A 26,021-nucleotide genomic window follows, 5' to 3' on the forward strand; every position below is an offset into this window, starting at 1 on the left:
TAACAGAGCGAGCTTGGGCGCGCAAACGCCCCCCTGGCCGGAGGGCCAGCCCGTGCAGACACTTGGGCCCTAATCGTCAGTCGCCGGGGCGGAGCGGGGCGGCAGGCTTTCCGCGGCAGGCCGGATGGTCTATCGCGGGTCGCAAAAGACGACGCCCTCGGCGCGCCCATGGTGCGCGGGGGCTCGCAAGAGGCAACGAACCGGGCCCCCGATGCTCCAATCCATGCGCACCGCCAGCCAGCACTGGCTCGGCAAGATCGTGCTCACCGTGATCTTCACGTTCCTCATCGCGGGCGTGGCGATCTTCGGCGTGGAGGAGTTCTTCCGCGGCGGCTCCAGCACGGCGGTGGCCACCGTCGGCAAGACGCCGATCTCGGCCGAGGCCGTGCGCACCGCCTATCAGCAGCAGGTCAACCGCTACCAGCAGCAGCTCAAGCGCGCGCTGACCCCCGACCAGGCCCGGGCGCTCGGCATCGAGCGGCAGGTGCTCACCCAGCTCATCACGGAGGCCGCCCTCGACCAGAAGACCTCCGATCTCGGCCTTGCCGTGTCGGATGCGGCGGTGCTGCGGGCGATCAAGGAGGAGCAGGCCTTCAAGGGCGCCAACGGCGAGTTCGACGCCCTGACCTTCTACCAGGCGCTGCAGCGGGCCGGCATCAACGAGGCGATGTTCGTGCGCGAGCAGCGCGCGGTCGGCGCCCGCCTCCAGCTCGCCGACGCGGTGGTGGCGGAGATGCCCGTGCCCCAGGCCCTGCGCGAGGCGGTGCACCGCTACGCGACCGAGCGCCGCGCCGCCGCCGTGCTGGTGCTGCCGCCCTCCGCCGCCGGCGAGATCCCCGCCCCCTCCGAGGACGAGGTCAAGAGCTACTACGAGGGCGCCAAGGCCGATTACCGCGCCCCCGAGACCCGGGCGCTGACCCTGCTCGTGCTCGATCCCGATGCCCTGGCCAAGACCAAGGCGGAGGCGATTACCGACGAGGAGCTGCGCAAGGCCTACGACGCGAACCGCACCCGCTACGGCAGCCCGGAGCGCCGCACGATCCAGCAGATCACCTTCCCGGACGAGGCCGCCGCCCAGGAGGCGCGGCGCAAGATCGAGAGCGGCGAGCAGCCCTTCGAGGCGGTGGCCGGCGCCCGCGGCATCGACCCGAAGGAGCTGACGCTCGGCACCATGACCAAGGCCGAGCTGTTCGACCCGGCCGTCGCCGAGGCCGCCTTCGCGCTGCCGGAGAACGCGGTGAGCCAGCCGGTGAAGGGCCGCTTCGGCACCGTGCTGCTGCGCGTCACCGCGATCCAGCCCGAGACGGTGAAGCCCTTCGAGGAGACGAAGGACGAGATCCGCAAGACCCTCGCCCTGCAGCGCGCCCGCGACAGCGTCGAGACCGTGCACGACGCGATCGAGGATGCCCGGGCCGGCGCCAAGTCGCTCGCCGACATCGCCAAGGAGCAGACCCTCCCCCTCGTCGAGATCCCCGCGGTCGACGCCACGGGCAAGGATCCGTCCGGCAAGGCGGTCGAGGGCATCCCGGACAGGGACACCACCCTGCAGGCGGCCTTCCGCTCCGAGATGGGCAGCGACAGCGAGGCCCTGCGCACCAAGAACGGCGGCTACGTCTGGTACGACGTCGCCAAGATCGAGCCAGCCCACGACAAGCCCCTCGACGCGGTGCGCGACGAGGTGGTCGCGGCCTGGAAGGCGGCGGAGGTGACCAAGCGCCTCGCGGCCAAGGGCCGGGAGCTGACCGAGCGGCTCGACAAGGGCGAGACCATCGAGGCCGTGGCCGAGGGCACCGGCGCGCAGCCCAAGACCGTCTCCGACCTCGCCCGCAACCAGCCGCGGGACGAGCTCGGCAACGACGTGATCGAGCGCATCTTCGCCACCCCCGTGGGCAAGGCCGCCTCCGCCCCCTCCGGCGACAACCGCGCCGTGTTCAAGGTGAGCGCGGCGACGGTGCCGGCCTTCACGGCGGGCTCGCCCTCCGACGGGCAGGTCACCAAGAACTTCCGCACCGCCCTGCAGGACGACGTGCTCAACGAGTACATCGCCGCCGTTCAGAAGAGCGCCGGCGTCAACGTGAACCAGACCGCCCTGCGCCGCGCGCTCGGCGGCGAATACTGACCCGGGACCGATGCGCGAGCCGGATTTCGACGCCTTCGCCGGCGCCTACGCGGATGGCCGGGCGAGCCTCCTCAGCCTCACCCTGGTCGCGGACCTGGAGACGCCGGTCGCCGCCTTCCTCAAGCTGAAGGCGGGCCATGCCGGGCCGGCCTTCCTGCTCGAATCCGTCGAGGGCGGGGCCGTGCGCGGCCGCTACTCGATGATCGGCCTCGATCCCGACCTCGTCTGGCGCTGTCGGGACGGCCAGCCGGAGATCGCCCGCGATCCCGGCCTGTCCGATTTCGTGCCCGACGCGCGGGCGCCGCTCGAGTCCCTGCGGGCGCTGATCGCCGAGAGCGCGGTCGGCGCGGAGGGGGCCGCCGCCGACCTGCCGCCCATGGCCGCGGGCCTGTTCGGTTATCTCGGCTACGACATGGTCCGGGCCATGGAGCGCCTGGGGGCGCCGAACCCGGATCCCCTCGGCGTGCCGGACGCGATCCTGGTGCGTCCTCGGGTGATGGTGGTGTTCGACGCGGTGGCGGATGTGCTCACCGTGGTCACGCCGGTCCGCCCGATGGAGGGCGTCTCCGCCAGAGCCGCCTACGAGGCGGCTTCGGAGCGCCTGGAGAAAGCCTCCGAGGCGCTGGAGGGGCCGTTGCCCATCGAGGCGCGGATCGAGGCCAGCGGCCTGACCATGCCGGCGCCGGTCTCGAACACCGATCCGGCCGCCTTCCTCGACATGGTCGCGCGGGCAAAAGAGTATATCGTCGCGGGGGATATCTTCCAGGTCGTGCTGTCCCAGCGCTTCGAGGCGCCCTTCCCGCTGCCCGCCCTCGCGCTCTACCGCTCCCTCCGGCGGACCAATCCGGCCCCCTTCCTCTGCTACCTCGACTTCGAAGCCTTCCAGCTCGTCTGCTCCTCCCCCGAAATCCTCGTCCGCGTCCGCGACGGCAAGGTCACGATCCGTCCGATCGCCGGGACGCGCCGCCGCGGCGCCACGCCGGCCGAGGACCGGGCGCTGGCCGACGAGCTGCTCGCCGATCCGAAGGAGCGCTCCGAGCACCTGATGCTGCTCGATCTCGGCCGCAACGATGTCGGCCGCGTCTCGCGGATCGGCAGCGTGCGCGTCACGGATTCCTTCTTCCTCGAATACTATTCCCAGGTCATGCACATCGTCTCGAACGTCGAGGGCGATCTGGATCCGGCCCAGGACAACCTTTCGGCGCTTGCCGCCGGCTTTCCCGCAGGCACCGTCTCCGGCGCGCCGAAGGTGCGGGCCATGGAGATCATCGACGAGCTGGAGCGCGAGAAGCGCGGCCCCTATGGCGGCTGCATCGGCTATTTCGGCGCCCGGGGTGAGATGGACACCTGCATCGTGCTGCGCACGGCCCTGGTGAAGGATGGCCGCATGCATGTGCAGGCGGGTGCCGGCATCGTCTACGATTCCGATCCGCATTCCGAGCAGCAGGAATGCGTGAACAAGGCCAAGGCCCTGTTCCGCGCGGCCGAGGATGCGGTGCAGTTCGCGAGCCGGGCGAAGCGGGGGCAGTAGCGCGCTCCGTCCTCGGCTAGACTGCCTCCCCGGATGGCCACGGCGCGGGGAGGATGCGATGGCGAACCGTGAAGGCAGCTTCGTCTGGTACGAGCTGATGACCCCCGACCCGAAGGCGGCGGAGGTCTTCTACGGCAAGGTCGCGGGCTGGAGCCTGGTCGATGCCGGCCATCCGGCCATGCGCTACACCCTCGCCTGCCTCGGCGAGCACCGCCTCGCCGGGATCATGGCGATGCCCGAGGCGATGCAGGCGGAAGGTTGCCGCCCCGGCTGGATCGGCTACGTCGCCGTGGCCGATGTCGATGCCAAGGCCGCGGAGGCCGAGCGCCTCGGCGGGCAGGTGGTGCGCGCGCCCGACGACATCCCCGAGATCGGCCGCTTCGCGGTGATCGCCGATCCGCAGGGCGCCACGCTGGTGCTCTTTCGCGGGAACGGCGCCCCGCCGCCCAGGCCCGTGCCCGGCACGCCGGGCCTGTTCGGCTGGCACGAGCTCTACGCGACGGATTGGCCGGCGGCCTTCGCCTTCTACGAGGCCCTGTTCGGCTGGACCAAGGGGCAGGCCATCGCGATCGGCCCGATGGGCATCTACCAGCTCTTCCATGCGCCGGACGCGCCCGCCGAGGGCATGGCCACCGGCGGCATGATGAGCCTGTCGAGCCCGCCCGCGCCGTTCTGGCTCTATTACATCGTCGCCGAGGAGATCGAGGCCGCGGCCGGGCGGATCCGCGCGCATGGCGGCGCCATCCTCAACGGCCCGATGGAGGTGCCCGGGGGCATGTGGATCGTCCAGGCCGCCGACCCGCAGGGCGCGAACTTCGCCGTGGTCGGGCCGCGGGCCGGCGCCTAGCGCCGAGGCGTCGTCCTGCGCCGCCACCGGCGGCAGGACGACGTTTTTTCTCCGCCCATGTCACATCCGGCCGCTCCCCCTCGTCTTTCCGGCGGATCCGACAGGACAACCCGGAGAGACACCATGACCACTGCCCGCATCGCCGACCCGTTCGCCCTCGCCCCCGATCCCCTGAAGGCCATGATGCAAGTGGAGGCCGCCATCCGCGCGGGCGGCCTGGAGACGGCCCTGCTCGAGCTCGTCAAGCTGCGCGCCTCGCAGATCAACGGCTGTGCCTTCTGCATCGCCATGCACGCCACCGATGCCCGCAAGCACGGCGAGAGCGAGCTCCGCCTCTATCTCCTCGACGCCTGGCGGGACTCCACGCTCTATTCGGAGCGGGAGCGCGCCGCCCTCGCCTGGACGGAGGCGCTCACGCGTCTCACCGAGACCGGTGCGCCGGACGCGGATTTCGCCCTGGCGAAGGCCCAGTTCACGGAGGCGGAGCTGGTGCAGCTCACCCTGCAGATCGGGGCGATCAATCTGTGGAACCGGTTGCAGGTCGGCCTGCGGGCGGAACACGCCCACGACCTCTCGCGCCATGCCGCCTGACGCCGGAACGGCGATCTTCGAGGCGGAGCGGCCGCGGCTGATCCGCCTCGCCTATCGCATGCTCGGCTCCCTCGCCGAGGCCGAGGACGTGGTCCAGAATGCCTGGCTGCGCTGGCGGCAGGCCGACCGCGACGCCGTCGCCGCGCCCATGGCCTACCTGACGCGCATCGTCACCCGGCTCTGCCTCGACGTGATGAAGTCCGCCCGAGCGCGGCGGGAGACCTATGTCGGCGCCTGGTTGCCGGAGCCGTTGATCGAGGAGTCGCCCGAGGATCCGGCGGAGGACCTGACCTTGCCCCTGATGCTGGCGCTCGAGCGGCTCTCGCCGCTGGAGCGGGCGGCCTTCCTGTTGCACGACGTGTTCGGTGTGCCGCTCGCTGAGGTGGCCGTCACCCTGGAGCGCGACGGGGTGGCGGTCCGCCAGCTCGCTGCGCGGGCGCGCAAGCATGTCCGGGCCGGTCGTCCCCGCTACGCCCTGGCCCCCGAGGAGGGCGAGCGGCTCGCCCGGGCCTTCTTCGCGGCGACGAGCAGCGGCGACGTCGCGACCCTGCGGGCGATGCTGGCGAAGGACGTCGTCCTGCGCGCGGATGGCGGCGGCAAGGTCCTGGCCTTCCTCAACCCGATCGTGGGGCGCGAGCGCACCCTCCGGCTCTATGCGGGGCTGCACCGCAAATTGAAGACGCCCGGCCGCTTCCTGCGGCCCGCCCGTATCGACGGATGGCCGGGCTACATCTCGGAGGAGCGCGACGGCGTGCTCCAGACCACGGCCCTCGTGGTCGAGGACGGCGTGATCCGCCTCGTGCTGATCACCCGCAATCCGGACAAGCTGGGTCACGTGGCCCGCCTCATCGGCCCGCAGAAGACTGAAAACGGCCTCGTGCTCGGATGACCTCGTGACGCTGACGACGAGAGAAAGCCGGAAAAACCAGAGTGAGCCGCGGGCCGCCTCGACACGAAACAGGACCAGGCGATCGCCGTTGACGGGCCAGACTTGTTGTGGCTCAAGCCTCTTCCCGTCGCTGCCACGGTTTCGCTGAGGAATGATGCAAGACGATACGCTCGCGCGCGCTCTCGCCGATGTCCGGCAGCGCCTGAACGAGTTGCAGAGCGAGTATGACCGCGTCGCGACCGAACTCGGCAAGCTGCGTCAGGCGGAAAAGTCCCTGGCTGCTCTGGTCGAGGGCGTTGCCGAGGGTGATGTGAGCTTCGCCGGAGGCTTCGACGGCGCGCCCGCGCCCGGCCGGGCGCCGGCTGCCCGGGCCTCCTCCGGCCGCGGCAGCCGCGGCCCGCGGGCCAATTCCGCGAAGGGCCGCCTCAAGGTCCTGCTCGAGGAGGCCGGCCCGCAGGGATATTCGCAGGCCGACATCCAGCGGCGGCTTCACGACGTCGCGCCGGCCACGCTCAACACCTATCTCAGCATGATGGTGTCCGGCGGCGAGGCCGTTCGCAACGGCGACTTCTACACCGCCCGCAAGGGGCCGATCGCCCCCGACGCGCCGGGCGATGAAGAGGAGGAGGCGCCGGATCACGACGCCGCTGACCCGCAGGACGAGGAATAGGCGCCCTCCGCTTCCGCGCGACGCCGGCCTCGGGCCTCAGCTCCTGAGCCCCGGGGCCTCCTGGCCGGTGCGGGCGACGTATTCGGTGTAGCCGCCGCCATACTGGTGGATGCCGTCGGGCGTCAGCTCCAGCAGGCGGTTCGAGAGCGCGGCCAGGAAGTGCCGGTCGTGGGAGACGAACAGCATCGTCCCCTCGAACTGCGCCAGCGCCCCGATCAGCATCTGCTTCGTGACGATGTCGAGGTGGTTGGTCGGCTCGTCGAGCACGAGAAAGTTCGGCGGGTCGAACAGCATCTTGGCCATCACCAGGCGCGCCTTCTCGCCGCCGGAGAGCACGCGGCAGCGTTTCTCCACGTCGTCGCCGGAGAAGCCGAAGCAGCCGGCGAGCGCCCGCAGCGAGCCCTGCCCGGCCTGGGGGAAGCTCGATTCCAGGTCCTCGAAGATGGTCAGGTCGCCGTCGAGCAGGTCCATGGCGTGCTGGGCGAAATAGCCGAGCTTCACGCTGCCCCCGATCGTCACGCTGCCGGTATCGGGTTCGGCCGTGCCGGTGACGAGCTTGAGCAGGGTCGACTTGCCGGCGCCGTTCACGCCCATCACGCACCAGCGCTCCTTGCGCCGGATCGAGAAATCGAGCCCCTCGTAGATCACGCGGCTGCCGTAGCGTTTGTGCACGCCCTTCAGCATGGCGACGTCGTCGCCGGAGCGCGGCGCGGGCTGGAACTCGAAGGCGACCGTCTGCCGGCGGCGGGGCGGCTCGACCCGCTCGATCTTGTCGAGCTTCTTCACCCGGCTCTGAACCTGCGCCGCGTGGGAGGCGCGCGCCTTGAAGCGCTCGATGAACTTGATCTCCTTGGCCAGCATCGCCTGCTGGCGCTCGAACTGCGCCTGCTGCTGCGTGTCCGCGAGCGCCCGCTGCTGCTCGTAGAAGGCGTAGTCGCCCGAATAGGTGGTGAGCTGGCCGCTATCGATCTCGATGATCTTGGTGACGATGCGGTTCATGAACTCGCGGTCGTGCGAGGTCATCATCAACGCGCCGTCATAGCCCTTGAGGAAGTCTTCCAGCCAGATCAGGCTCTCGAGGTCGAGATGGTTCGACGGCTCGTCGAGCAGCATCACGTCGGGGCGCATCAGCAGGATGCGGGCGAGCGCCACGCGCATCTTCCAGCCGCCCGAGAGGCGGCCGACATCGCCGTCCATCATCTCCTGGGAGAAGCCGAGGCCGGCGAGCACCTCGTAGGCGCGGCCTTCGAGGGCGTAGCCGCCGAGCTCCTCGAAGCGGGCCTGGACCTCGCCGTAGCGCTCGATCAGCGCCTCCATCTCGTCGGCCCGGTCGGGATCGGCGAGCGCCTGCTCGATCTCCTTGAGCTCGGCCGCGACCACGCTGACGGGGCCGGCGCCGTCCATCACCTCCGCGACCACGGAGCGGCCGGACATCTCGCCGACATCCTGGCTGAAATAGCCGATGGTGATGCCGCGATCGCTGGCGACCTGGCCCTCGTCGGGCTGCTCCTGGCCCGTCATCATCCGGAACAGGGTGGTCTTGCCGGCGCCGTTGGGGCCGACGAGCCCGGCCTTCTCGCCCTTCTGCAGGGACGCGGTGGCCTCGACGAAGACGAGCTGCCGGCCGTTCTGCTTGCCGATCTTTTCGAGGCGTATCATGCGTCCGCATTGTCCCGGGAGGTCTGGACCGGGGCCTTACGGCATGGGCGGCGCGAGCGGAAGGCGAGCCCGCGCCGGGCTGCCCCTCCCGGGGGAGGACCCGGCCGCTCAGAGCAGCCGGCGGTCGAGGCGGATGATGCGGCAGGGCTCGCCCGTCTGGGCGGCCGGCGCGTGGGGCGGGCGGATCAGCAGGGCCTCGGACTGGCCGAGCACCGCGAGCATGGACGAATCCTGCCGGTTCTCCGCCGTGGCCACGGGCAGCCGGTCCGGCGCCGTGTCGAGGCGGGCGCGCAGGTAGTCCTGCCGCTGGTCGTTCGCCGGCATGTCGCGGCCGAGCAGCGCCGGCTCGGAGCGGTCGGCTCCGGCGCGCGGGTCGCCGAGCAGGGCGCGGATCGCTGGCACCACGAAGAGCAGGCCGCAGACGATGGCGGAGACGGGATTGCCGGGCAGGCCGACCACCAGCATGCGGCCGAGGCGGCCATGCATGAGCGGCTTGCCAGGGCGCAGGGCCACTTTCCAGAAGCCGAGCTCCATCCCCGCCTTGCGCAGGGCCGCCTGGACGAGGTCGTGGTCGCCGACCGAGGCGCCCCCCAGGGTCACCAGCAGGTCGGCCTGCGCCGCGACCGCCCGGCCGATGGCGCCGTCGAGGGCCTCCATCGAGTCGCCGGCGATGTCGAGGTCGATGATCTCCGCCCCCGCCTCGCGGGCGAGCGCGGCGACCGCGAGGCTGTTCGAGGCGACGATCTGGTCCCAGCGTGCGGGCTCGCCCGGCCGCACCAGCTCGTCGCCGGTGGCGAGCACCGCGACCCGGGGGCGGCGGCGCAGGGACAGGGTCGGATGGCCGCCCGCGGCGGCGAGCGCCAGCTTGCGGGCGCTCAGGGCGTCGCCCGCGGTCAGGAGCGTGTCGCCCTCGCGGAAATCGAGGCCGGCCGGGCGCAGGAAACGGCCCGCCGCCACCGGCTCGTCGGCCACGACATGCTCGCCCGCGGCGGTGGCGTTCTCCTGGATCAGGATCGCGTCCGCGCCTTCCGGCACCGGCGCGCCGGTGAAGATGCGCACGGCTTCGCCCGGGCCGAGCCTGCCCGCGAAGCCGTGGCCGGCGGCGCTGGTGCCGATCAGCCTCAGCCGGGCCGGAACCTGCCCCGCATCCGCCGCGCGCACGGCGTAGCCGTCCATGGCGGAGGTGAGGAAGGGCGGCTGCGTGCGGAGCGCCGGGACGTCCGCGGCCAGCGTGCGGCCGGCGGCGTCCGCGAGCTTCACCGTCTCCGCCTCCACCGGGCCGGGGACGGCGGCGAGGATGCGGGCCAGGGCCTCCGCGACGGGGAGCAGGCTCATGGATGGGCTCCCGGAGCGGTGCCGGACCGCAGGCGCAGGGGCGTCACTCCGCCTCTCCGACCCGCCAGGTGCCGGATTTGCCGCCCTCCTTGGAGACGAGGTGGATGCCCTCGATGCGCATGCCCCGGTCGGCGGCCTTCACCATGTCGTAGATGGTCAGGCAGGCCACCGAGACCGCGGTGAGCGCCTCCATCTCGACGCCGGTCTGGCCGGTCACCTTCACCTCCGCCGCCACGCGCAGGCCGGGGAGTGCCTCGTCCGGCTCGCACTCGACCCGGACCTTGGTGAGGAGCAGGGGGTGGCAGAGTGGGATCAGCTCGTGGGTGCGCTTGGCGGCCATGATGCCGGCGAGCCGGGCCGTGCCGATCACGTCGCCCTTCTTGGCGTCGCCCTCGCGGATCAGCCGCAGGGTCTCCGGCCGCATCAGCACAAGGCCCTCGGCCCGGGCGGTGCGGGTGGTCGCCGCCTTCTCCGAGACGTCGACCATGTTGGCGGCGCCGGCCGCGTCGAGATGGGTCAGCTCGCCCATCAGCGCGCCTCGTCCCCGAAGAGCAGGGTCCGGGTGGCGGCGGTGACGTTGGCCTGCCGCATCAGGCTCTCGCCGACGAGGATGGTGTCGAGCCCGGCCGCGCGCAGGCGCTTGACCTCCGCATGCGAGCCGATGCCGCTCTCGGCCACCGCGATGCGGTCGGAGGGGATGCCGGGCTTCAGGCGGATCGCGGTCTCGAAGGAGACCTCGAAGGTCTTGAGGTTGCGGTTGTTCACGCCGACGAGCCGGGTCTCGAGGGGAATGGCCCGCTCCAGCTCCTCCGCGTCGTGCACCTCGGCCAGCACGTCCATGCCGAGGTCGTGGGCGGTCTCGACCAGGGCCGCGGCCTCGTCGTCGTCGAGGCAGGCCATGATGACGAGGATGCAGTCGGCGCCCCAGGCCCGGGCCTCGAACACTTGGTAGGGCTCGAACATGAAGTCCTTGCGCAGGACCGGCAGGGCACAGGCGGCGCGCGCCGCCATCAGGTATTCCGGCGCCCCCTGGAAGGACGGGGCGTCGGTGAGCACCGAGAGGCAGGTGGCGCCCCCCTTCTCGTAGGCCCTCGCCAGTGCGGCGGGGTCGAAATCCGCGCGGATCAGCCCCTTGGAGGGCGAGGCCTTCTTCACCTCGGCGATCAGGGCCGGGCGGTCGCCCGCGATGGTGCGGGCGATGGCATCGGCGAAGCCGCGGGGCGGATCGGCCTCCGCGACCTTCTTCTCGAGCTTGGCCAGCGGCACGCGCAGCTTCGCCTCGGCGATCTCGCGGCGCTTGTAGGCCTCGATGCGGGCCAGCACGCTCGCCCGCTCCGGGGCCTGGGCGGTCACGTCGGCGACGATATCGTCCATGGGATTCCCTTCAGGCGTCCGAGGCGTCGTTGGAGACTTCGACGAGCCGCGCCAGCGTGGCCCGGGCGGCGCCGGAATCGAGGGCGGCTTCCGCCCGCGCCACGCCCTCGGCGAGGGTGCCGGCGGCGCCCGCCACCACGAGGCCCGCGCCCGCATTGAGAACGGCGATGTCGCGATAGGCGTTGCGCGCGCCTTCCAGCACCTGGCCGAGGGCGGCGGCGTTGTGCGCGGGATCGCCCCCGCGCAGGTCGTCGAGGGTGGCGAGGCGCAGGCCGACCTCCCGCGGGTCGATGCTGAAGCGGGAGAGGCGCCCGTCCTCCAGGGCGACCACGGCGGTGGGGCCGGTGGTGGTGATCTCGTCGAGCCCGTCCGAGCCGTGCACGGTCCAGACCCGCCGGCTGCCGAGCTCGGACAGGACCTGCGTCAGCGGCTCGGCCCAGGCGGCCAGCGACACGCCGAAGACCTGCGCCCGCACGCCGGCCGGGTTCGAGAGCGGGCCCAGCATGTTGAAGATCGTGCGGAAGGGCAGTTCCAGCCGCACCGGCTGGACATGGCGCATGGCGCCGTGATGCGTCTGCGCGAACATGAAGCACAGGCCCGCCTGGGCGAGGCAGCGCGCGAGCGCCGGCGGCGGCAGGCCGATCTTCACGCCCAGGGCGGCGAGCACGTCCGCCGCGCCGGAGCGGGAGGTGGCGGCGCGGTTGCCGTGCTTGGCCACCGGCACGCCGCAGGCAGCGGTGACGATCGCGGCGAGCGTCGAGACGTTGTAGCTGCCCGAATGGTCCCCGCCGGTGCCGACGATGTCGATGGCCTCCTCCGGCGCCGCGACCGGCAGCATCCGCGCCCGCATGGCCGAGACCGCGCCGACGATCTCCTCCACGCCCTCGCCGCGCACCTTCAAGGCCGTGAGGAAGGCGCCGGCCTGGACCGGGGTGACCTCGCCGGAGAGCAGGTCGTCGAAGGCGGCCCGGGCTTCCGCGCGGCTGAGGGCGGCGCCGGTCGCGACCTTGGCGAGATGGGGCTTGAAGGAATCCATCGGATCAGGATCAACCGCGTGTTCCCCTCCCGCGGGGGAGGAGACGGAGGCGTCCTCAATGCACGCCGGGGGCGCCCTTGTCACGGGTGGCCCGCCAGGCGGCGGCGATGTCGAGGAAGTTCTTCAGAATCTGGCCGCCGTGGCGCGACAGGATGCTCTCGGGGTGGAACTGGACCCCGTGCACCGGCAGCGTGGCGTGCTGCAGCCCCATGATCAGCCCGTCGGCTTCCGCGGTGACCTGCAGCACCTCCGGGCAGGTGGCGCGGTCCACCACGAGGGAATGGTAGCGCGTCGCCTCGAAGCCGCCGTTGATGCCGCGGAAGATGCCCTTGGCCTCGTGCGCGATCGTCGAGATCTTGCCGTGCATGGGCGCGGGGGCGCGCACCACGTCGCCGCCGAAGGCCTGGCCGATGGTCTGGAGGCCGAGGCAGACGCCGAAGATCGGGATCTCGGATCCGAGCTCCTTCACCACGTCGAGGCAGATCCCGGCTTCCGTCGGCGTGCAGGGGCCGGGCGAGAGCACGATGGCGTCCGGCGCCCGCTCCCGGATGCCGTCGATCGTGATCGCGTCGTTGCGCTCCACCGTGATCGCGCCGGCGAGGGGCCCGATCAGATGGACGAGATTCCAGGTGAAGGAATCGTAGTTGTCGATGACGAGGACGTTGGACATTCGTTCGTTGCCGCGCGCCGGGCCGCCGGACCCTGCCGTGCTTCCGAGGGGGAGGCGGCGACCGGTCGTGGTGCCGATGGCGTGACGGCGGGGGCGCGGGAAGTCAAGCGGGCGCCCCGGCGCCCGCCGCCTCCCTGCCGCGTCCTCCGCCCGCTCCGTTCAGCCCGCGGCCGTCTCCAGCTCGCGCAGGATGGCGTCGCCCATCTGCCCGGTGCTCACCGGAGTCGCTCCCTCCCCCGCGATGTCGCGGGTGCGGACGCCCGCGGCCAGGGTGCGGGTGATGGCCCGCTCCACGAGATCGGCGGCCTCGCCGAGGCCGAAGGAATAGCGCAGGCACATGGCCAGCGAGCCGATCATCGCGATCGGGTTGGCGAAGCCCTTGCCGGCGATGTCCGGGGCGGAGCCGTGCACGGGCTCGTAGAGCGCCTTGCGGGTGCCCTTGGCGTCGACCGCGCCCAGGGAGGCGGAGGGCAGCATGCCCAGGGAGCCGGTAAGCATGGCCGCGACGTCCGAGAGCACGTCGCCGAACAGGTTGTCGGTCACCAGCACGTCGAACTGTTTGGGCCGGCGCACGAGCTGCATGGCGCAGTTGTCGGCGAGCACGTGCTCCAGCGCGACCTCCGGGTAATGGTCGGCATGGACCTTGGTGACGACCTCCTTCCAGAGGACGCCGGACTTCATCACGTTGTGCTTCTCCGCGGAGGCGACGCGGCCGGAGCGCTTCTTGGCGAGGTCGAAGGCGACATGCGCGATGCGCTCGATCTCGGCGGTGGTGTAGACCTGGGTGTCGACGGCGCGCTTCGAGCCGTCCGGCAGCGTGGTGATCTCCTTCGGCTCGCCGAAATAGACGCCGCCGGTGAGCTCGCGCACGATCATGATGTCGAGGCCCTCGACGAGGTCGCGCTTGAGCGCGGAGGCCTCGGCCAGCGCCGGGTAGCAGATCGCCGGGCGGAGATTGGCGAACAGGCCGAGATCCTTGCGCAGGCGCAGCAGGCCCGCCTCCGGGCGGATGTCGTAGGCGACGCCGTTCCATTTCGGGCCGCCGACGGCGCCGAGCAGGATCGCGTCGGCCGCATCGGCCTTGGCCAGGGTCGCGTCGGCCAGCGGCTTGCCGTGCACGTCGATGGCGCTGCCGCCGACGAGGTCGGTCTCGGTCTCGAAGGTGGCGAGCCCGCGCCGGGACAGCCAGCCAAGGACCTTCTCGACCTCGGCCATCACCTCGGGGCCGATGCCGTCGCCGGGGAGGAGCAGGAGCTTGTAGGTGGTCATGGCGGCGTTCCGGCCCTGGGCGGCGTGTCGGGCGCCGGGGCCGCCGGGCGGCGCCCTGGATGGCGCGTCCCTCGGGATGTCACGCCTGACGGTTGCGATGCGAGGGGCGGGTGGCGATACCGCCGGGTCGGGGAGAGTTCAAGCGGGGTGGCGGGTCGGAGGCCGTCCTCAAAGGGGAGCGGCCTGCTTACCCAATGGGGTAACAGCGCGCTTCCCGCGAGATTTTCCGGTAGCGGGTCGGTTTGAATTTCTTTTCCGCCGTCGACGCTTTCGAGAGGTCATCTCTGCCAGTCGCCGTTCGGTTTCATCCCCACTCGGGCGCGACGCATACTCACAAAACGCGTGGACCGCACCGTGGCAGTCGCGGCAAATCACAACGAGGGCGCTTCGATCCTCGCCCCGGAGTGCCCGAGGTCGATAGTCTCAGTGATAAACTTTCCGAGTATGCTTGCAGCAGTATATGCATTTGTAATTCGCTGCGACGATAGCTTCGATTCTAATATTTATTCACATGCCAGATATAAGATGAGCATTTTAGAATGAAAGTGCGCTGCGATCTGTGCTAGATAAGTGTCTTTATTAAAATTCTGTTTCAATCGCCAAGCAGTCTCGGCCACTCCTTCGCGGAGGACATCACGAAGATCGGTGTATTTTTAAGATGCGGGTCAAAGTATTCAGCAGAAAGTTGAGAACCTGGACCAATCGGCGGTAGGGCTGTCACTGATGTGCTTCCGATGTGGTCCGCGCTTCGTGGGTTGCATGTCGGCATGCTTCCACCAAAGCCACAATATCTGCAATCTCCCATAGCCGATCTGTCACGCCGGCTGTCATTGCGGGCGTGACCCACAGCTTCCCGTGCAATCGGATAAATTTATGATACATGAAGTGCAGTGCCACCGCGTAGGCGTGGTTCTCGACCTTCTTAGAAAACGTGTTCGTGAGCCGTGTGAACCGGCGCATGTGAATCCGCATCGTGAGGTTCTGGCGCTCGAAGTAGGACGTGGAGACATGCGCGTCGTCAGGTTTGCCCTCGATCTGCTGTGCTTGTGCGCCCCGGTGCGCATGGGCAGGCTGTAGCGGCTCTTGGCGGCCTCGGGAGCCGTGCCGTACATTTCTGTAGGATGGCGTATTCCATGTCCGCGCCGAACGCGCCTTCGACGGCTTCAAGGTATGGCTTGTGCCTGTCCGAAGTGAGCTGCACTTGGCCGTTCAGCCACGTCGAGCATGAAGGCGTTGGTGTACTCTGCGTCCCACTCGCCTACGAGGTAGGCCAGTATGAGCTTGGTGTCGGTGTCAATCGCGGTCCAGATCCCCACGCCGCCCGCGCAGTCTAGCGCGGCCTTGGCAGTGGCGACGTTCTTATGCTTGCAGTGTGTGAAGGACCAGATCTCATTCACCTGCACGCGCTTGGCCTCGACGCCGCGAACATGGCGATCGTGGTAGTCGGCGCACGCCCGGCCAGCGTCCGCGAGCAACTTGGCAATGGTGTTTTTGCTGGCCCCTTTAGATGTACCACACCGCGGATTGAACTACTCTCGCACAGCAGGTGAAGGATGTGAGCGCGGTTAGCCTCGGAGAGGCTTAATGATCATCCGAAGATATGAACCTTTTGCTTGTCAGTCAAGCATGATGGTTTTGTTTCAATCGCGTTTTCTCTCGATCTTCCCGAAGACTTGCTATGATGCGGTGAGCAGCAGCTTCGCCTTCTTCTTCAGGAGAACCAAGCTCAGGCTCTGCGCGCAGATGATCCAAGGTATCTTTGCGCCTCAACGCCTGGACATCCATCAGATATTCATTTTTGTCTTGTTTCATCGCGCCTCTCCTCAAACTGCAGCTGCTTGCGTCGAGCGAAGTCGCCGTTCAAAATCGGATCAAAATAGTGCTTTCGCTTCATCCATACAAGTCCATCGCCTTTGGAAATCACAGCTACGTCTGTGGGGCCGCCAACAGACTCAAGCGGAGAGTCAACGCGACGACGAAGGGACGTGATCTCAACCAGCGCCTCGGCCATCGCTGCCATTTCTTCTTTTGGTAGAGTGGCAATAACCCGCATTATTGGCTGCACCAACCCTTTATCTCTGTAATCTAAAAATTCTTTACCTAGTTTGCTAATAGTTTTATCATTTTCTCTCTTTTGTAGTGCGCTTTCGACCTTTTTTTCGTCTTCATCTTGAACATACGCTTTCACAAGACTATCGGACTTTTCGTCCAGAAGTATCTTGAGTGATTTTCTTATATAGTCGAGGTGCTGTCGCGCTATGCCCTCCAAAAACAAAATTGCTATGTCGCCTTGTCCGAATGGCGTAATGATCGAATTGCTAGTCCCGGCCTTATTGAGATCGGCGTTCTTTTCCTCGATGGACCAATAACGTAGTATGTCTTTATGTTTTCCATCGATTATATATGCAATTTGGCAAGGAAATATTTGGTTTTTTCCAAATCCCGCCACTACCAGTCCCGTCTCATATGTAGAGGACGAGGCTCTGCCAAAACAATTATGGCACAACTTCATTAATTCATTATGAATTTTTTTCGTGATATGCGTTTTGAATACATCTTTCTCTAGCTCAAATATCGTGTCGCCATACTTATCCGTAAAATCTTTGAGATTTATTTGCAGATCAATGGGGGCTTGACGATCTGCGACAGCTTGTTCCGCTGAGATTTGCTTTGCAATTTTCTGCTTGAATTCAGCTGCGGTAGCACACTCGCCAATTCTCTTCTTCATTCGTTCAAATATCTTTATGAATAAAAGTAAAATACTTGCTCGCTCCTCAGATTCCTGTGTAATCTCAAGAGATTTCAAATATTGCACAAGGTCGTTGGCGCATTCCTCAACCGTATCATATCTTTTGCTTCCAATGTTTGCTCGAAACGTCTTGATAACAATTTCCCATGGAACGCCGGCAAAGTCTCCGGCTCCATAGGCCATGATTGCAATATCGTTGAACGGCGAAAGAGAAAATAATTTATTCGCTGTTTTCCAAACACGTTGCCGTCCTATTGTGACAGCGCTGTCGGCAGCAAGAGCAACACCGTTGCGATTAATTATCGTTATCTCTGCTGTCATCGCGTGACCACCGTTTTGCGGCGGCAGCGGGGGCAATCGCGGAACGCTACTCAGCCGACAGCTTGTCGGCCCGCGCCCGCCCTCCCTTCAAGCCGCCTCTTCGTGCAAATTCCCTTGCGGGCGAGCTTGTCCGATCAAGCTTAGGTTGTCTATCGGGATCAGTTACACCAGTTGCCGCATCCACGATGAACTTGGCGAGCTGATTGGGACCGCGGGGGCGCTTGAGAGTGCGGGTCACGTCGAAGCCTCGTCCGTCGTCTCGACAAGCCGAAGGCCGATGTACTGCCGCCATTTCGTAAGATTGGTGCGGCAGACCCGACAGCGAGCGTCTTCGCGAGTCTCGATCATCCCCTCCGCAAAAGCTTCGTGAATTGCACCGCAGTGCGTACAGGTGATGCGGTCGCCCGGCTTGAGATCGTGTTCAGTCATCCTTTTACCATGCCACGTGCACCCGCCGGGACCAAGGGCGGGTCAAGCGGATGGAATTTCAAACTGACCCACTACCGATCTTTCGTCTCCCCGCGGTGCAGGAGCGTGGCGAGCGCCGGCTTGGAGCGGTTCTCCGATCGCCCATCGTCCCGCGCGATCCGGCCTGTCGGGCGTTCTTCGATGTCCCGCGCCGATCCCGTCGCGAGTTTTCGCTTGCGATCTGCGCCACAGCCGATCAGCTATCGGTTCTCGTGGCCGACCGGGCCCGCGCGGGCAGGATCCTTCCGATGCAGACGACAGGCGAGCCGCCCGGTGCCGGGCATGTCTGCACGCATCACCGCTCGGAGGCGAGCTGTGCCGAGTGTCAGGTCCGCCTGGTGAGCGTCTGCGCCGCCCTCACCGGCGAGGAGCTCGGCCTGCTGGAAGCGCTGAGCCAGCAGATCCACCTCGATCCGCGGCACGCGCTGTTCCGCCAGGGCGACGACGCGAACGCGGTCTACAACGTGACCGAGGGCATGCTGCGCCTGTCGCGGCTGCTGCCGGACGGGCGACGGCACGTCATGGGCTTCGCGATGGTCGGAGACTTTCTCGGCCTCGCCCTCCCCGCGCGCTTCACCGTCACCGCGGAAGCCCTCGGCCCGGTGCGCCTCTGCCGGTTCGAGAAGCGCGCCTTCGCGGCCCTGGTCGCGGACAAGCCGCATCTGCTGCAGCGCCTGCACGAGCGGGCGGGCTACGAACTCACCCTCGCGCAGGATCACATGATGCTGCTCGGCCGCCGCACCGCCGAGGAGAAGGTGGCGAGCTTCCTTCTGAGCCTGCGCGAGCGCTACGGCCGTATCGGCCAGACATCCGTGACCCTGGAACTGCCGATGGGGCGCCAGGACATCGCCGACCATCTGGGCCTCACCATCGAAACGGTCAGCCGCATGCTGACCCGCCTCGACCGGGAGAAGGCGATCCTCATCGTGCCCGGCGGCGTGCGCCTGCTCGACGGCGGCCGGCTGGAAAGCCTCGCCGCCGCCTGACGCCCCCGTGCCGAGGGGGCCGCCCCCCTCAGTGGCACATCAGGCAGGGGATCGGGCTGCGCTGGAGGATGTCGCGGGTGACGCCCCCGAACAGCCATTCGCGCAGGCGCGCATGGCCGTAGGCGCCCATCACGATGAGGTCGGCGTCCTGCTTCTGGGCGAAGCGCAGCAATTCGTCGCCGTCGCTCACGATCGTGCGCAGGAGATGGGTCGTGACGGGCGCGCCGTGCCGGGCGAGATGGGCGGCCACGTCCTCCGCGCCCTCGTAGCGGGCGCCCTCGCCCGTGCTGGCGACGAAGACCTGATCCGCCTCGCGGATGAAGGGCAGCGCCGCGGAGACGGCCCGGCGCGCCTCGAGGCCGTCCTTCCAGGCCACGACGATGCGCGCGCCCCTGAGATGCTCGATGCAGGGCGGCACCACCAGCACCGGGCGGCCGGCCTCCATCAGGATCGGGCCGGGGGGCACCCCGAGCGCGCCGGGCGGTTCGTCCATGGGCCCCCGGCGGCCCACCACGACGAGGTCGGCCGCCCGCGCCTGCTCGACGAGATGCGTGATCGGCCCCGCGAAGGCCGGCCGCCAGTCGGTCCGGGTCCCCTCCTCGACGCAGCGGGCGAACAGGGCCTGGGCCTGTTCCAGCACCGCCCGCACCTCGTCCTCGTTCTCGCGCTCCTGCCGTTCCGCGTCCTGGACGTCCCGCACCAGGGTCGGGGCCGGCACCTTCTCGGCGGCGGCGCCGGTCAGCGTCGCCGCGAAGCGCCGCGCGAGCCCCGCGGCGAGCCGGATCCGGTCGGCCGTCGCCCCGTCGAGATCGACCGAGACCAGGATGTTGGCGTAGCTCATGATTGCCTCCCGCAGCCGTGCCTGTCGAACGATGCGGCATCCTCGCCGCCGCGGGGTGCGGGTACCTTGATCCAGCGCAAGGATCGTGACGGTCCGCCGTCAGAGGGCGGGCGCATGCGTCGCGGGGGCCCGGGCGAGGCGCGCGTCGAACACGGCGGCGACGACCCGCACCAGGGGGCGCCCCGCCTCCGTCACGGCGATCCGCTTTCGGTCGCGGTGCGCCAGCCCGTCGCCGCAGAGGGCGTCGAGCCGGGCGAGCTCCGTTGCGAACAGGTCGGTGGCGACGCCATGCTCCGCGCAGACAGCGTCGAGATCGACCGCGAAATCGCACATCAGCCGCTCGATCACGGCGCGGCGCAGGCGGTCCTCCGCGGTGAGGGCGAGGCCGCGCACGGTCGGCACCCGTCCGGCCTCGATCAGGCGGGCATAGGCCGGCACCGTGGCGGCGTTCTGCGCGTAGCCCTGCGGCAGGGCCGAGATCGCGGAGGCCCCGAAGCCGAGCAGGGCCGGGGCCGCATCGGTGGTGTAGCCCTGGAAATTGCGCCGGAGCGCGCCGGCCTCCAGCGCCGCCGCGAGCGGGTCGGCGGCCTTGGCGAAATGGTCGAGCCCGACCCGGACGTAGCCGGCCGCGGACAGGCAGGCCGCGGCGGCCTCGAACTGCGCGAGCCGGGCCGGCCCGTCCGGCAGGGCCTCGGCCGGCAGCAGGGCCTGATGCCGCTTCATCGCCGGGACATGGGCGTAGCCGAACAGCGAGACCCGGTCGGGATCGAGGGCGAGCGCCCGGGTCGTGGTCTCGGCCAGGCTCTCCGCGCTCTGGTGGGGCAGGCCGTACATCAGGTCGAGGTTGAGGCGGGCGATGGCCGCCGCCCGCAGGCGCTCCGCCGCCGCACGCGTCTGCGCGAAGGACTGCTCCCGGCCGATCGCGGCCTGGACCTTCGGATCGAAGCTCTGCACCCCGAGGCTCGCCCGGTTGACGCCGATCGCCGCGAGCGCGTCCACGTCGCCGGGGCTGCGCGGATCGATCTCCACGGCGATCTCCGCGGCGTCGGCCAGCCTGAAATGGCGGCCGATCGCCCGCATGACGCGCCGCAGGTCGTCGCCGCTCAGCAGGGTCGGGGTGCCGCCCCCCCAGTGCAGGTGGGTGACCGGGCCGCGCGGCGCGCCCGCCGCCGCGGTCATCGCGATCTCCCGCACGAGGAGATCGGCATAGGCGGCCACGGGGTCGTAGCGGCGCACCACGGTGGTGTGGCAGCCGCAATAGAGGCACAGCGCCGCGCAGAAGGGGACGTGAAGGTAGAGGGAGAGGTCCGTCTCCTCCGGCAGCGCGGCGAGCCAGGCGATCCGCGTGGCGCCGTCCACGGCCTCCGTGAAATGCGGGGCGGTGGGGTAGCTGGTGTAGCGGGGCAGGCGCAGCCCGTCGTAGCGGGCGAGAAGCTCGTCGTTCATGGGCCGCAGGGTGCGCCCCGCCCCGCGGCGACGCCTTGATTCAGCGCAAGGCCGCTCAGGCCCGGAGCCGGTCCATCGGCATCCGGCGGGCCGGGATGGCGAGGTCCGGGCGGTGGCTCGTCAGCACGACCACGCGGGTCTGCCATTGCGCCAGCAGGCGGCCGAGGATGCGCACGGCCTGATCCGCGCCGAGATGCTCGGCCGGCTCGTCGAGGAGGATCACCGGGGCGGGGCTCAGGGCGGCGCGGGCCAGGGCGAGGCGTTGCGCCTCCCCGAGCGACAGGACGCCCTCCGTGATCCAGGCCTCGAGGCCGCCGGCGGCGCGGATGCGGTCGTCGAGCTCGACCCGCGCCAGCGCGGCCCAGATCTCCCGGTCGGAGGCGCCGGGGGCGAACAGGTTCTCGCGCACGGTGTCGGCGAGGATGGCGGCGTCGTGCAGGCCGAGATGGGTGCAGGCCTGCCGCTCCGCCGCCGGGACGCCGAGGCCGTCGAGGCGGATCACCTCGCCGGGCCGGTCCTCGCCCCAGCCCGCGAGGGTCTTGAGCAGGGAGGTCTTGCCGCAGCCGCTGGCGCCGACCAGCATCAGGGGCGTGCCCGGCGTCACGACGAGATCCGGCAGGGCGCCGAGATCGCGCCCGTCCGGGGCCCGCAGCCGCAGGTTCTGCAGGGCGAGGGGCCCCGCGGCACGCAGGCTGCGCGCCTCCGGGTCAGCCTCCTCCCCGCCCCCCGCCGCGGCGGCGAGGTTGTCGCGGGCGAGCCGGGCCCGGGTCGCGCCGAGGAGCGCGCGGGCGAGGCCCAGCATCGGCTCGGCCAGAGCGATCCAGGCGAAGGCCAGGAAGGCGGCGGGCAGGAGCGCCGTGCCCCGCGCCCCCGCGCTCCAGGCCGAAAGGAGCACCGCGAGGGCGGCCAGGGGGCCGGCCAGCGCCGGCAGGGCTTCGAGCCCGGCCAGGGCCCGCCGCCCGGCGGCGGCCGCCTGCTCCGCCTCCCGCAGTGAGTCGAGGGCGGCCCGCAGCGCCGGGCGGCGCCGGCCCTCCGCCGCCAGGGGGACGAGGCCGGCGAGCGCAGCCCCGAGCTCCGCCGCCCCGGCGCGGCGCAGGGCCCGCATCCGCGTCTCGGTGGCGGCGAGGCGCGCCGCCACGCGCCGGGCGAGCGGCACGGAGGCGAGCGCCAGGGCGGCGAGGGCGGGCAGCGCGAGGGGCGTGAGGAATGCGGTCAGGGCCAGCAGGGCGAGCAGCGCCGCGCCGGCCGTCGCCAGCGGGAAGTTCGCGCGCAGCCGGGCGTAGTCCACATCCGCGACGTCGTCGATGTAGTCGGCCAGCCGCTCCGGGCGGCCGAGCTGCCAGCCGGCGCCCCGGCTCTCCGGCGCCCGCGCGAGGGCGGCGAACAGGCCGGCCCGCCGGCGAACCTGATCGGCCAGGGCGGCGCGGTGGCCGGCCATGCGCTCGCCGTAGCGCGCGCCCGTGCGCAGCAGCGCGAAGAGCCGCACCAGGGCGGCCGGGTGATGGAAGTTGAACGCGAGTGCCGCCGGCCCGGCTCCGGCGAGGGCCACACCCGCGAGGAAGCTCACGGCGGTGCCGGCGAGGAGCAGGTTCGCCGCGAGCGCCAGGGCGGCGAGGAGGAAGGCGAGGCGCCACGCTCTGTTGCCCATCCCCTCGCCCTTTCCCCCGCCGCGCGGAAGCGGGAGGGCTAGGCCGATCGATCGCGCGCGCATCATGCGGCCTGCCTTTCGGAGGGGGGAAGCCCGAGGGCGATGTGCCGGTCGGCGAGGGCCACCAGCGCCGGATCGTGCGTCGCCACGAGGATCAGCCGGCGGCGGGCCGCCACCTGCAGGGTGCCGCACACCCAGGCGGCGTTGACGGGATCGAGCTTCGCCGTCGGCTCGTCGCAGAAGCCGATGCCCGGCCGCACGAGCAGCCGCGCCAGGGCGATCCGCACGCGCTGGCCGCCGGACAGGTTCTCGGCCCCGGCCCGCACGGGCGCCTCGAGGCCGCCGGGCCAGTGCGGATCGTCCAGCAGGCCGAGGAGCGCGGCGGCCTGCTGGACCCTCTCGGGCGTCGCGCCGTCCGTGCCCTCCGTGATCGCCCGGCCCAGGGTGCCGGCGGGGATGGGCGCGTCGAGGGAGACCCAGCTGCGCCCGGCCTCGTCCGGCAGCCGCACGCCGCCCGCCAGCGGCGCCTCGACCCCGGCGAGCACCCGCAGCAGGGTCGACTTGCCGATGCCGCTCGGCCCGGTGATGGCGACGAGCCCGGTCTCCGGCAGGTCGAAATCGGGGATGGCGCCGACATGGGGCAGGACGAGGCCGCGGGCGCCGGGCTGCGCCGGGATGGCCCGCGCGGGGACGGCCTTCGCCCCCGTCCCGCCCGAAAACGCCCAGGCGAGCGCGACCGCCGCCGCCTCTCCCTCCGCCTTGGCGTGGTAGAGCTCGGCGTAGCGGCGGAACGGCGCGAAATAGTCCGGGGCGAGCAGCAGGATCAGCAGGCTCTGCCAGAGCGCGAGCTGCGCGAAGCCCGGCAGCGCGACGAGGCCGAGATGGCCGAGCCCGAGGAACACCGCCAGGATCGCGATGGCGAGGGAGGAGAAGAAGTCGAGCACCCCCGCATTGAGGAAGGCGACCGACAGCACGCCCATGGTGCCCTCGGCATAGGCCGCGAGCCGGCGGTCGAGCTTCTCGCGCTCCCGGGCGAGCCCGTGCCCGGCGAGGATGGTCGGCAGCGTCCGCACCCGGTCCGCGAACTGGGTGGCGAGGCACCCGAGCGCCGCCTCCTGCGCGGCGGCCCGGTCGCGGATCAGGCCGCCGACCAGGGCGAAGAACAGGATCATCGCCGGGGTGGCGAGCAGCAGGGCGAGCGCCGCCTGCCAGGAGACCAGGGCGACCGCGCCGGCGGTCAGGAACGGCCCGAGCGCCATCATCCGCCGCGCCGCGGCATGGCCGACGACGAGCCGGGCGAGCGCCCCCGGATGGCGCTGCAGCCCGCAGATCACCGCCCCCTGCGGCAACTCGGCGGCGGCGCGGGCCGGCATGGCGGCGAGCCGCGCCTCGGCCGCCTCCAGCAGGTCTGTCGCCACCTTCGCCTCCAGGGCGGCGCTCCGCGTCTCGACCAGGCCGCCGAGCCCGGCGACGGCCAGCGCCGAGGCCGCGGCGAGGCCGAGGGCCAGGGGATCGAGGCGGCCCTCCTCGATGAGCGGGCCCGCCAGCTGGGCGAGCGCCACGGCGCCGGCGAGGCCCGCCGCGTGGCGCAGCACCTGGAGCGCGAGGAGGGGCCGCAGGCCGGGCCCGGCCGCGCCGCGGGCGACGGCCAGGGCTTCCGGCGCGGGGGCGGACTTGGCGGAGCCGGGCTTCGTTCTGCGGCGGATCATGCCCCTTTGTGCGGGTGCGGGGCCGGACGAGCCTTGATTTGCGTCAAGGCCCCCCGGGGCCGGCGGGACGAAACACGAGCCGGGACGAGAGCGTCGTACCCGGCCTGCCCGGCCGGGGGCGCCTCTCAGCCTTTGCTTTGACGCGCTCTCTCGCCGGACCGGCAGCCGCCGTGGTGCGGAGCGCTCCAGGAGGCCCTCGATGACTGACCCGCTGCTCGTCGATCTGTCGCGCCTGCAATTCGCGCTGACGGCGATGTACCACTTCCTGTTCGTGCCCCTGACATTGGGGCTCTCGATCCTCGTCGCCATGATGGAGACCGTCTACGTCATGACGCGCCGCAAGGTCTGGCGCGACATGACGAAGTTCTGGGGTCTCCTGTTCGGGATCAACTTCGCGCTGGGCGTCGCCACCGGCCTGACGATGGAATTCCAGTTCGGCATGAACTGGGCCTACTACTCCCACTACGTCGGCGACGTGTTCGGGGCCCCGCTCGCCATCGAGGGCCTGATGGCCTTCTTCCTGGAGGCGACCTTCGTCGGGCTGTTCTTCTTCGGCTGGGACAGGCTGAAGCCGCTCGCCCACTGCGTCGTCACCTGGCTGATGGCGCTGGGCACCAACTTCTCCGCGCTCTGGATCCTGATCGCCAATGGCTGGATGCAGAACCCGGTGGGCGCCGTCTTCAACCCCGACACGATGCGCATGGAGGTGACGGATTTCGCCGCGGTGATCTTCAATCCCGTCGCCCAGGCGAAGTTCGTCCACACGGTCTCGGCCGGCTATGTCTGCGGCGCCGTCTTCGTGCTCGGCGTCTCGGCCTTCTACATCCTGCGCCGGCGGCACCTGGAACTGGCCAAGCGCTCCTTCGCCATCGCGGCGGCCTTCGGCCTCGCCTCGGCGCTCAGCGTCGTCGTGCTCGGCGACGAGAGCGGCTACGCCGTCACCGACCACCAGAAGATGAAGCTCGCCGCCATGGAGGCGATGTGGCACACCGAGGAGGCCCCCGCCGCCTTCACGGCGTTCGGCATCCCCGACCTCGAGACCCGCACCACCCGCCACGCCCTCCACATCCCGTGGGCGATGGGGCTCATCGGCACGCGCTCCTTCGACAAGGAGATCCCCGGCATCACGGAGCTGGTCGCCCACGCCAAGGCGCGCATCCGCAACGGGCTGGTGGCCTACGCGGCGCTGGAGCGGATCAAGGCGAACCGCAAGGACGAGGAGGCCCGCGCCACCTTCGCCCGGACGCAGGCCGATCTCGGCTACGCGCAGCTCCTGAAGCCGATCGTCGGCGACCCGCTCATGGCGAGCGATGCGGAGATCGACCGGGCGGCCTGGTCGACGGTGCCGCACGTGCCCTCGATCTTCTTCACCTTCCGGGCGATGGTGGCCTGCGGCTTCCTGCTGATCGCCCTGTTCGGCGCCGCGCTCTGGTACACGGCGCGGGAGGTCGAGGCGCCCCGCTGGCTGTTCCGGGCCGCGCTGCTGGCCCTGCCGCTCCCCTGGATCGCCATCGAGTTCGGCTGGTTCGTCGCCGAATTCGGCCGCCAGCCCTGGATCATCGAGGGCGTGCTGCCGACGGCCCTCGCCACCTCCGAACTCGGCGTGACCTCCCTGCTCCTCACCCTCGCCGGCTTCACCCTCGTCTACGGCGTGCTGGCGGTGATCGAGGTGCAGCTGATGCTGCGGGCCATCGCCAAGGGGCCCGTCACCCTCGTCGAGGATCCGGCCGCCCTCGTCCCCGGCCTCGGCACCGACCAGGGCGCCGGCCACGGCGGCCCACGCCTCGTCCCGGCCGCGTGAACGCCTCCGCCACCCCCTCCGTCCGGCGGCCCCGCTCGCTGAGGGCCGCCGCAGCCAAGGAT

General features: G+C 70.0%; 21 protein-coding genes and 1 pseudogene. 8 read left to right on the forward strand and 14 right to left on the reverse strand.

The window, feature by feature from the left end; all coding sequences use genetic code 11:
* Positions 1 to 211 precede the first annotated feature (211 nt).
* The 6 genes from MFF21_RS18650 (at position 212) to MFF21_RS18675 (ending at position 6,647) form a co-directional block, all read left to right on the forward strand.
* Positions 212 to 2,119: a peptidylprolyl isomerase gene (locus tag MFF21_RS18650; RefSeq protein ID WP_238312845.1), complete on the forward strand. Its 1,908-nt coding sequence runs from the start codon at positions 212 to 214 to the stop codon at positions 2,117 to 2,119.
* A 10-nt stretch (positions 2,120 to 2,129) separates the two neighbouring features.
* On the forward strand, positions 2,130 to 3,650 hold the full coding sequence (gene trpE / locus MFF21_RS18655) for an anthranilate synthase component I (protein ID WP_238312846.1): 1,521 nt from the start codon (positions 2,130 to 2,132) through the stop codon (positions 3,648 to 3,650).
* Between the two features lie 58 nt (positions 3,651 to 3,708).
* Complete coding sequence (locus tag MFF21_RS18660) at positions 3,709 to 4,497, forward strand: VOC family protein (RefSeq protein ID WP_238312848.1); 789 nt, start codon at positions 3,709 to 3,711, stop codon at positions 4,495 to 4,497.
* Between the two features lie 123 nt (positions 4,498 to 4,620).
* Positions 4,621 to 5,088: a carboxymuconolactone decarboxylase family protein gene (locus MFF21_RS18665; protein WP_238312850.1), complete on the forward strand. Its 468-nt coding sequence runs from the start codon at positions 4,621 to 4,623 to the stop codon at positions 5,086 to 5,088.
* Positions 5,078 to 5,977 (forward strand): sigma-70 family RNA polymerase sigma factor, encoded by a 900-nt coding sequence (locus tag MFF21_RS18670; protein ID WP_238312853.1) that lies wholly within the window; start codon positions 5,078 to 5,080, stop codon positions 5,975 to 5,977. Before MFF21_RS18665 ends, MFF21_RS18670 begins: the two co-directional genes overlap by 11 nt.
* A gap of 151 nt (positions 5,978 to 6,128) precedes the next feature.
* The gene (locus MFF21_RS18675) at positions 6,129 to 6,647 is read left to right on the forward strand and encodes a hypothetical protein (protein WP_238312855.1); all 519 of its coding nucleotides are present in this window, start codon (positions 6,129 to 6,131) and stop codon (positions 6,645 to 6,647) included.
* A 36-nt stretch (positions 6,648 to 6,683) separates the two neighbouring features.
* Here MFF21_RS18675 and MFF21_RS18680 read toward each other — a convergent pair whose 3' ends face one another.
* The 10 genes and pseudogenes from MFF21_RS18680 to MFF21_RS18730 form a co-directional block, all read right to left on the reverse strand.
* Positions 6,684 to 8,306 (reverse strand): ABC-F family ATP-binding cassette domain-containing protein, encoded by a 1,623-nt coding sequence (locus tag MFF21_RS18680; RefSeq protein ID WP_238312857.1) that lies wholly within the window; start codon positions 8,304 to 8,306, stop codon positions 6,684 to 6,686.
* A gap of 108 nt (positions 8,307 to 8,414) precedes the next feature.
* A complete protein-coding gene (locus MFF21_RS18685; protein WP_238312859.1) occupies positions 8,415 to 9,641 on the reverse strand; it encodes a molybdopterin molybdotransferase MoeA in 1,227 nt (408 codons plus the stop codon).
* Between the two features lie 43 nt (positions 9,642 to 9,684).
* Positions 9,685 to 10,170, reverse strand: coding sequence for a cyclic pyranopterin monophosphate synthase MoaC (moaC, locus tag MFF21_RS18690; RefSeq protein ID WP_238312862.1), 486 nt, complete (start codon positions 10,168 to 10,170; stop codon positions 9,685 to 9,687).
* Positions 10,170 to 11,015, reverse strand: coding sequence for an indole-3-glycerol phosphate synthase TrpC (trpC, locus tag MFF21_RS18695; RefSeq protein ID WP_238312863.1), 846 nt, complete (start codon positions 11,013 to 11,015; stop codon positions 10,170 to 10,172). The genes moaC and trpC overlap by 1 nt, the downstream gene beginning before the upstream one ends.
* Positions 11,016 to 11,025: 10 nt before the next feature.
* Entirely contained in the window at positions 11,026 to 12,051 is a 1,026-nt protein-coding gene (gene trpD, locus MFF21_RS18700; RefSeq protein WP_238312866.1) for an anthranilate phosphoribosyltransferase, read from the reverse strand.
* 55 nt (positions 12,052 to 12,106) lie between these two features.
* Positions 12,107 to 12,721, reverse strand: a complete 615-nt coding sequence (locus MFF21_RS18705) for an anthranilate synthase component II (RefSeq protein ID WP_238312867.1) — start codon at positions 12,719 to 12,721, stop codon at positions 12,107 to 12,109.
* Between the two features lie 159 nt (positions 12,722 to 12,880).
* Positions 12,881 to 13,990, reverse strand: coding sequence for a 3-isopropylmalate dehydrogenase (gene leuB, locus MFF21_RS18710; RefSeq protein ID WP_238312869.1), 1,110 nt, complete (start codon positions 13,988 to 13,990; stop codon positions 12,881 to 12,883).
* A 674-nt stretch (positions 13,991 to 14,664) separates the two neighbouring features.
* A pseudogene (locus tag MFF21_RS24065) lies at positions 14,665 to 15,545 on the reverse strand (IS1 family transposase).
* 65 nt (positions 15,546 to 15,610) lie between these two features.
* Complete coding sequence (locus MFF21_RS18725) at positions 15,611 to 15,802, reverse strand: hypothetical protein (RefSeq protein ID WP_238312876.1); 192 nt, start codon at positions 15,800 to 15,802, stop codon at positions 15,611 to 15,613.
* On the reverse strand, positions 15,783 to 17,060 hold the full coding sequence (locus MFF21_RS18730) for a hypothetical protein (protein ID WP_238312877.1): 1,278 nt from the start codon (positions 17,058 to 17,060) through the stop codon (positions 15,783 to 15,785). The genes MFF21_RS18725 and MFF21_RS18730 overlap by 20 nt, the downstream gene beginning before the upstream one ends.
* A 716-nt stretch (positions 17,061 to 17,776) precedes the next feature.
* Between MFF21_RS18730 and MFF21_RS18735 the strand changes: the two genes are divergently transcribed.
* Positions 17,777 to 18,514: a Crp/Fnr family transcriptional regulator gene (locus MFF21_RS18735; RefSeq protein ID WP_238312879.1), complete on the forward strand. Its 738-nt coding sequence runs from the start codon at positions 17,777 to 17,779 to the stop codon at positions 18,512 to 18,514.
* 28 nt (positions 18,515 to 18,542) lie between these two features.
* On the opposite strand, the gene MFF21_RS18740 is transcribed toward MFF21_RS18735, so the two are convergent.
* From MFF21_RS18740 to MFF21_RS18755, 4 genes are all read right to left on the reverse strand, one after another.
* A complete protein-coding gene (locus MFF21_RS18740; protein WP_238312881.1) occupies positions 18,543 to 19,355 on the reverse strand; it encodes a universal stress protein in 813 nt (270 codons plus the stop codon).
* 99 nt (positions 19,356 to 19,454) lie between these two features.
* Entirely contained in the window at positions 19,455 to 20,801 is a 1,347-nt protein-coding gene (hemN, locus tag MFF21_RS18745) for an oxygen-independent coproporphyrinogen III oxidase (protein ID WP_238312883.1), read from the reverse strand.
* 55 nt (positions 20,802 to 20,856) lie between these two features.
* Entirely contained in the window at positions 20,857 to 22,515 is a 1,659-nt protein-coding gene (locus MFF21_RS18750; RefSeq protein ID WP_373325052.1) for an ATP-binding cassette domain-containing protein, read from the reverse strand.
* Complete coding sequence (locus MFF21_RS18755; protein ID WP_238312887.1) at positions 22,512 to 24,158, reverse strand: ATP-binding cassette domain-containing protein; 1,647 nt, start codon at positions 24,156 to 24,158, stop codon at positions 22,512 to 22,514. The genes MFF21_RS18750 and MFF21_RS18755 overlap by 4 nt, the downstream gene beginning before the upstream one ends.
* A gap of 199 nt (positions 24,159 to 24,357) precedes the next feature.
* Here MFF21_RS18755 and MFF21_RS18760 point away from each other — a divergent pair, with 199 nt between their 5' ends.
* A complete protein-coding gene (locus tag MFF21_RS18760) occupies positions 24,358 to 25,959 on the forward strand; it encodes a cytochrome ubiquinol oxidase subunit I (protein ID WP_238312890.1) in 1,602 nt (533 codons plus the stop codon).
* Positions 25,960 to 26,021: the final 62 nt, after the last annotated feature.

Origin of the sequence: Methylobacterium organophilum (assembly GCF_022179465.1) — a bacterium.
Classification (GTDB): Bacteria; Pseudomonadota; Alphaproteobacteria; order Rhizobiales; family Beijerinckiaceae; genus Methylobacterium; species Methylobacterium organophilum.